7 protein-coding genes and 1 pseudogene are annotated in these 6,839 nt (G+C 69.1%); all 8 read left to right on the forward strand.

All coding sequences use genetic code 11. The features are described 5' to 3' along the window. Nucleotides 1-623 (forward strand): hypothetical protein (locus tag AB7F93_RS13810; RefSeq protein ID WP_428303491.1); only part of this gene is annotated, 623 nt, incomplete at its 5' end. 229 nt (nt 624-852) lie between these two features. Further along, complete coding sequence (locus tag AB7F93_RS13815; RefSeq protein ID WP_428303492.1) at nt 853-1,599, forward strand: class I SAM-dependent methyltransferase; 747 nt, start codon at nt 853-855, stop codon at nt 1,597-1,599. Nucleotides 1,600-1,661: 62 nt separating this feature from the next. After that, nucleotides 1,662-2,744, forward strand: coding sequence for a glycosyltransferase (locus AB7F93_RS13820; RefSeq protein WP_428303493.1), 1,083 nt, complete (start codon nt 1,662-1,664; stop codon nt 2,742-2,744). 13 nt (nt 2,745-2,757) lie between these two features. Next, nucleotides 2,758-2,916 carry a hypothetical protein gene (locus tag AB7F93_RS13825; RefSeq protein WP_428303494.1) on the forward strand — a complete coding sequence of 53 codons (159 nt, stop codon included), beginning with the start codon at nt 2,758-2,760 and terminating at the stop codon, nt 2,914-2,916. A 2-nt stretch (nt 2,917-2,918) separates the two neighbouring features. Continuing rightward, the gene (locus AB7F93_RS13830) at nt 2,919-4,817 is read left to right on the forward strand and encodes a hypothetical protein (RefSeq protein ID WP_428303495.1); all 1,899 of its coding nucleotides are present in this window, start codon (nt 2,919-2,921) and stop codon (nt 4,815-4,817) included. 2 nt (nt 4,818-4,819) lie between these two features. Further along, nucleotides 4,820-5,767, forward strand: coding sequence for a glycosyltransferase family 2 protein (locus tag AB7F93_RS13835; protein WP_428303496.1), 948 nt, complete (start codon nt 4,820-4,822; stop codon nt 5,765-5,767). Next, on the forward strand, nt 5,754-6,485 hold the full coding sequence (locus AB7F93_RS13840) for a class I SAM-dependent methyltransferase (RefSeq protein ID WP_428303497.1): 732 nt from the start codon (nt 5,754-5,756) through the stop codon (nt 6,483-6,485). The genes AB7F93_RS13835 and AB7F93_RS13840 overlap by 14 nt, the downstream gene beginning before the upstream one ends. Before the next feature lie 127 nt (nt 6,486-6,612). Then, nucleotides 6,613-6,708 (forward strand): annotated as a pseudogene (locus tag AB7F93_RS13845) (transposase); the annotation flags it as partial. Nucleotides 6,709-6,839 lie beyond the last annotated feature (131 nt).

Genomic DNA, 6,839 nt, shown 5'->3' on the forward strand with positions numbered 1-6,839 from the left:
GCTTTGACGCCAAGAAGTCGGTCAAGGCCAAGGTCATCACCTTCAACCCGGCCACGAACCTGTGGACGGTGCCGGCGCACGTTGACCAGACGCGGTTCGGCTACATCACCAACGCCGTGATCGACCCGGACAAGGACGAGATTATCCAGATCATCGACGAATCGGCCCGGCACCTGAACCTTGAAACCGGCAAGTGGGCCGTCTACCCGCTGCCGAAAGGTCCGATGCGGTTCAACGCCCGCACGGCCCGGCTGGGGCGCAACGTGTGGTGGTGCAACCGGGCGCAGGTGATCGAGAGCTACAGCCTCGACACGCACAAGCTGACCAGTTACAGCGTGGCGCCGTGGCCGGTGCCGGCCGAGGGCTGGGAGATGCAGATGGTGTTCCCGGCCGGCGACAAGCTGCTGGTGATCCGGCCAACGTCGAGCCCGCAAACGCCCCGGCACGCGGCGTTGTTCGATCCCGCGACCGCCACTTGGACCAAGATCGACCAGGGCGATGGCTGGGGCAACAGCGGCTTCATGCACAGCAGCGGTCGGGTCATCCTGATGGGCGGCGGCATCAATGGCGAGGCCGAGGCGAACAAGCAGGTGTGGGTGGGGACGCTTGCGCCCTCGCGATGACCACGCCTAATGAAGCATGGGCGACCAAACCGCAACGCCTCTATTCCGCTTGGCCCGGTGCTCCAGGGCAGGCGCGGTCCAGTGACTTTCTTCGAGCGTGCACGACCACGGGCCGCTTACCGAAGCAGGGCCGGCTCGCGTCGATGCCGCGGTGTTGCCGATTCGCGGCGAGGGCGGCGCCCCCACGGTGGCGCGGGGGGTTGCGTCGTGACGGCGCGGCAGCGGGCCGATGAGTAATCCACCGGAAGGCTTCGAGGGGCGCTGGCGCCAGCGTTTCGAGACGTGGGGGCAGAGCCAGGGCAGCGACGCGGCCATCGCCGGCTGGAGCGAGTCCGGCCTCGCCGCGCGGCTGGCCAACTTCGAGCGCCTGTGGTCGCCCGGGGCGCCGCCGGGGCGTTGGCTCGACGCCGGCTGCGGCGCGGGCACGTATGTGCGGCTGCTGGCGGCGCGCGGCGCTGCGGTGGTCGGTGCGGACTATTCCCTGCCGAGCCTGCACAAGGCGGCCGAGCGGCTTGGCGAGCTGGCGGTGCTGGCGGCATCTGACGTACGCGCCTTGCCGTTTGCATCAGCCAGCTTCGACGGCGCGCTTTGTTTTGGCGTGATGCAGGCGCTCACCGACGCACGTCCGGCGCTGCGGGAGCTGTGCCGGGTGGCGCGGCCGGGCGGCGAGGTGTGGATCGACGCGCTGAACCGCTACAGTGCGCCGCACTGCGTGGCCGGTGCCTGGCGGCGCGTGCGCGGCAAGCCGGCGCACATGCGCTACGACGATCCGTGGCGGCTGGCGCGCTGGCTGCGCGAGGCCGGCGCGGAGCAGGTGGAACTGCACTGGCTGCCGCTGGTGCCGGGCCGCTGGCGCCTGGCGGGGGAGATCGCCCACAGCGGCTTCGTGCGCGGCTTGCTGCACCGCGTACCGCCGCTGGCCGCGCTCGCCAGCCATGCGGTGGTGCTGCGCGGCCGGTTACCGCCCGCGGCATGAGCGGCGCCGGGTCCGCCACGGCGGGCTGTGCCCTTTATGGACCCATCGAACTGGAATCGTGAATGCCTGAACTGACCGTTGTGGTGCCCACCTTCAACGAGGCGGCCAACGTGGCCGCCGTGGTGGAAGCGGTAGACCGGGCGTTGGCCGGTGTGGACTGGGAGCTGATGTTCGTGGACGACGACTCGCCGGACGGCACGGCCGAGCGGGCGCGCGACATTGCGCAGGCCGACCGGCGCGTGCGCTGCGTGCAGCGCGTCGGCCGGCGCGGGCTGTCCAGCGCCTGCGTGGAGGGCATGCTGGCGTCGTCGGCGCCCTGCCTGGCGGTGATGGATGGCGACCTGCAGCACGACCCCGCGCTGCTGCGGCCGATGCTGGACACGCTGCGCGGCGGGCAGACGGACATCGTGGTCGGCAGCCGCCACGTGGCTGGTGGCGGGGTGGGGGATTTTTCCGCGCAGCGGCAGGGCATCAGTCGCCTTGCGACGCGCCTGAGTCGCGCGGTGCTGAAGGCTGATCTCACCGACCCGATGAGCGGCTTTTTCATGCTCACGCGCCCGGCGTTGATGGGTTGCCTGCGCGGTGGCGTGTCCGGCATCGGCTACAAGATTCTGGTCGATTTGTTTGCGTCCGCGCCGCGACCGCTGCGCTTTGTGGAGCTGCCGTACACGTTTCGCAGCCGCCAGGCCGGCGAGAGCAAGCTCGACAGCAAGGTGGTGTGGGACTACCTGATACTGCTGGCGGACAAGCTGGTGGGGCGCTATGTGCCGGTGCGGTTTCTGGCGTTCTCGGCGGTGGGCGGGCTCGGCGTTGGCGTGCATCTGGTGACACTCGCGCTGGTGTTCCGCGGGCTGGGCGTCGATTTCGTGAGCGCACAGGTCATCGCCACGCTGGTGGCCATGACTTTCAACTACGTCGTGAACAACTCGCTCACCTACCGCGACCGGCGCCGCCGCGGCTGGCGTTTCCTCACCGGCTGGCTGTCGTTTGCGCTGGCGTGCAGCGTGGGCGCGTTCGCCAACGTGGGCATTGCCGCCTGGCTGTTCCAGCGCCAGACCTTTTGGGTGGTGTCTGCGCTGTCCGGTGTGCTGGTGGGGGCGGTTTGGAATTACGCAGTGACCAGCGTGTACACGTGGCGCAAGTGAGGGAGGTTGTTCGATGAAAACCGATAGCCATGCGAGCGCCCGGCGGATCGGCGTGCTGGCGTTGCTGGGCGCCATCGTGTCGACGCTGCTGTACTACGCGGCGAGCGACGGGTTCCGCTTTTTGGTGAAGGCGCTCCTCAGTGGCGGCCGAAACCTGATGGTGGGGGCCTGACCATGCCGCATGGCGGGCTCGATGCGCTGCTCGGAGTCTTGTTCATCGGCCTGTGCGGTGCGGCGGCGGCTGTCGTCTGGCGCCGAGTCGGGCCGAGCAGCACCAACCGCTGGCTGGCCGCCGTGACGGTGTTCATGGGCGTGTTCGTGCTGGCGTTTCAGGTGGCGGGTGGAGTCGAGCTGGTCACCGGGCGCCCGGTGGTGAGCCTGCCGCTGGTGACGGCCGCGGCCGGCGGTTTGTGCGCGGCGGTCTGGCTGGTCGCGCGCACCTTGTCGGTATCGGCGCTGGCTGGGCGGGACGTGGCTGCACCACCGCCGCGCTGGCGACCGGTGCCGGTGCTCACGGCCTTGCCAGTGCTGGGCGGTTTCGGCGTGTTGGCCCTGCTGCTGATGGGGTCGTGGCCGCAGGGCTTCGAGGCGCAGGCGTATCACGTGCCGCTTGCGGTGCGTGTGCTGCGCGAGGGTACGTTGCGCATCTGGGATAGCAGTTGGATGCACGCCTACCCGATCAACATGAGCCTGTGGGCGGGGTTCTGGATTTACCTGTTGCCGGAGCGTCTGGTCGCGCTGGCCAACCTGCCGTTCCTCGCCCTGTGCGCCGCGGCGCTGTTTGCGCTGGCGCGCGGCGCGGGTGCGGATCGCAATGCGGCGCTGCTGATGGCCTGCGGACTCGCCACGATTCCGCTGTTCTCGTTCGGCGCTCTGCAGGTGTCGGCGGATCTCGGCGGCGTCGCGTTCATTGCCATCGCCATGTATTTCGTGCTGGTGCAGCCGCTGCCGGCGCGGACTTGCGCGGCGCTTGGCGGCCTTGCGGCCGGTCTGGCGTTTGGCTTCAAGAGCCTGCATCTGGTGCCGCTCGGGCTGCTGGGGATGGCGCTGTTGTTCGGTTCGGCGGGCGGCGGCAGGTTCCCGCAGCGCCTTGGCACGCTGGGTGTGTATGCCCTGGCGGCGCTGCTGCCGATGGCGTACTGGCTGATCCGCAACTACGTCGAGCGCGGCAACCCGCTGTACCCGGTGTATGTGCCGGGCGTGTTCGACTGGCTCGGCTGGCTGGCGCCGGCCGATCAGAACCTGCTGTCGAACACCGGCAACGAGCGGGAATGGGTCAGCGCCGGCTGGCGCTGGCTGTTGTACCCGTGGCAGGAGGGGCACGCGGCGGGCCAGAACTTCAAGCACAGCTCGGGGCTCGGGCCGTTCTTCGCGGCCACGGTGCCGGTGGCGCTGGCGCTGGGTCCACTCGCGGCTTGGGCACGGCCGGCGGGCGAGGGGCGGCGCGTGCACGTGCAGTTGCTGGTCTTGGCGCTCGGCGTACTCGCCGTGTGGTGGCTGCTGGGCGACCGCCAACCGCGCTATTTCATGGCGGCGATCGTGCCGCTGCTGGCGCTGGCCGGCTGGCAGTTGACGCAGACCTCGGGCCGGCTGCGCACGGCTTACGAGGCGCTGCTGGCGAGCGGCATCCTGCTGATGCTGCTGCCGCCGCTGCTCGGGCAGGCGCGGGCCACGCTGGGTGGGTTGTCACACGGGCACTTGGCGCCACGGTACATGCGGCACGAATATGCGCAGGCACTCGACCAGTTGCCGGCCGGCTCCCGGGTGGTCAATGGCTACGAGCGGTCGGCCAATCTGCCGCTGATGGGCGCGGGCTTGAATAACCGGATCATCGATGTGCTCGAAGCGCGGCGCCGGTTCGGTCAAGCAGACGGCGGCTGGCGGTTCGATACGGCCACGGTGCGCGCGCTGGGCGCGACCCATTTCTACGTGCGCGAGGGCGAAAAGATCGACACCGACGGCTGCGTCACGCTGCGCGAAATCGACGCCCTGCGCGCCAATCCCTACAACGGCAAGCCGTATGCGCAGGGCCGCGTGCTGTACGCCATCGATGTCTGCGACGCGGCGAGGTGAACGTGGCCTCGGATAAAACCCTGTCGTTCGTTATTCCGGTCTACAACGAGGAGGCCGCCGTCGGCCCGTTTCTCGACGGTATGGCGGATGTGCTGGGGCAGATCGAAGCGCGCGGCTACCGGGTGGAGCTGCTGTTCGTGGACGACGGCAGTCGCGACGGCACGCTGGCGGCGCTGACCGAACTGGTCGCGCGGGACCGGCGCGTGCGGGTGCTGGAGTTCTCGCGCAATTTCGGCAAGGAGGCGGCGCTGACGGCGGGCCTGGATGCCGCGCGCGGCGACGCGCTGATCCCGATCGACGTCGACCTGCAGGACCCGCCGCAGGTGATCCTGCAACTGATCGACGCCTGGGAGCAGGGCTACGAGGTGGTGCTCGGTCACCGTACCGATCGCGCCAGCGACTCGCTGCTCAAGCGCGCGTCGGCGCGGTGGTTCTACCGGGTGGTCAACGCCGTGGCCGACACCCCGGTGCCGGAGAACGTGGGCGATTTTCGGCTCATCGACCGCTGCGTGGCGGATGCACTCAAGCGCCTGCCGGAGCGGCGGCGCTTCATGAAGGGCCTGTTCGCGTGGGTGGGTTTTCGCACCGCGGTGGTGGACTACCAGCGTGCACCGCGTATTGCCGGCACCACCAAGTTTTCCGGCTGGAAGCTGTGGAACCTGGCGCTGGAGGGCATCACCAGTTTCAGCACGGCGCCGCTGCGGCTGTGGACGTATCTTGGCGCCGCCGTGGCCCTGCTGGCGTTTTTCTACGCGCTGTACATCGTGTTTCGCGTGCTGTGGCTGGGTGTGGATCTGCCGGGCTACGCCTCCCTGCTGGTGGCGGTGCTGTTCATGGGCGGCGTGCAGTTGATCGGCATCGGCGTGCTCGGCGAGTACCTGGGCCGCGTGTACACCGAGGTGAAGCAGCGCCCCACCTACATCGTGAGGCGCGAACATGGAGGCCAGTGAGTACCGCTTCATGGCCGAGCACCAGGACCGCCACTGGTGGTTCGTCGGCCGGCGGGCAGTGCTGGCGGCGCTACTGGATGGTCTGAACCTGCCGCCCGACGCGCGCATTCTCGAAATCGGCTGCGGCCCCGGCGGCAACCTGCCGTTGCTCGGCCGCTACGGGCGCGTGACGGCGCTCGAAATGGACGCCTACGCGCGTGCCTTTGCGCACGACAAGACGGGCGTGGACGTGCGCGACGGGCGCCTGCCGGACGCGCTGCCGTTCGACGGCGAGCGGTTCGATCTGGTGTGCCTGTTCGACGTGCTGGAGCACGTGGCGGACGACCGCGCGGCGCTCGCGGCCATCGGCGGGCTGCTCGCCCCCGGCGGGCGATTGCTGCTGACGGTGCCGGCGCATCAGTGGCTGTGGAGCGTGCACGACGAGCACCTGCACCACCAGCGCCGCTACTCGCACAGCGGCCTGCGCCGCGTGCTGGCGGAAGGCGGCTTTGCGGTCGAGCGGCTGAGTTTTTTCAACACGCTGCTTTTTGCCCCGGCGGTTGCGGCGCGACTGCTGGACCGCTGGCGTGGCAACACCACGGCGTCGGGTTCCGCCCTGCCGGGGCCGGCGGTGAACGGCGTTCTGGGCCGCTTGTTCGCCGCCGAGGCCCCGTGGCTGCGGCGCTGGAACCTGCCGTTCGGCCTGTCGCTCCTGGTGCTGGCACGGCCGGTGCGGTGAGCCCGCGGCCGCGTTGATGCGTCGCGGGCACGAGGGTCGCTGTAACTGTAATCGTAACCTCCCCCTGAACGCGGACACCTGCGGAGTAGAACTTCTGGCATGTTTGTGCCGCCAGGAGGTTCCATGAAGAAGTCAAAAGTTCAGCGAGACCCAGGTTGTCTCGATCCTCAAGCAGGCTGACGCCGGGGTGCCGGTCAAAGAGCTGTGCCGGCAGGCCGGGATGTAATCGACGTTACCCCCTGATTGAGTAGCGCGGAGGCTTAGAGTCCGACTGAGACCGAAGGAGGTCGGACGTGAAGAAGCGGTATAGCGAAGAGCAGATCATCGGGTTTCTGAAGGAAGCGGACAGCGGGG

This window comes from Immundisolibacter sp. (assembly GCF_050250495.1).
Classification (GTDB): Bacteria; Pseudomonadota; Gammaproteobacteria; order Immundisolibacterales; family Immundisolibacteraceae; genus Immundisolibacter.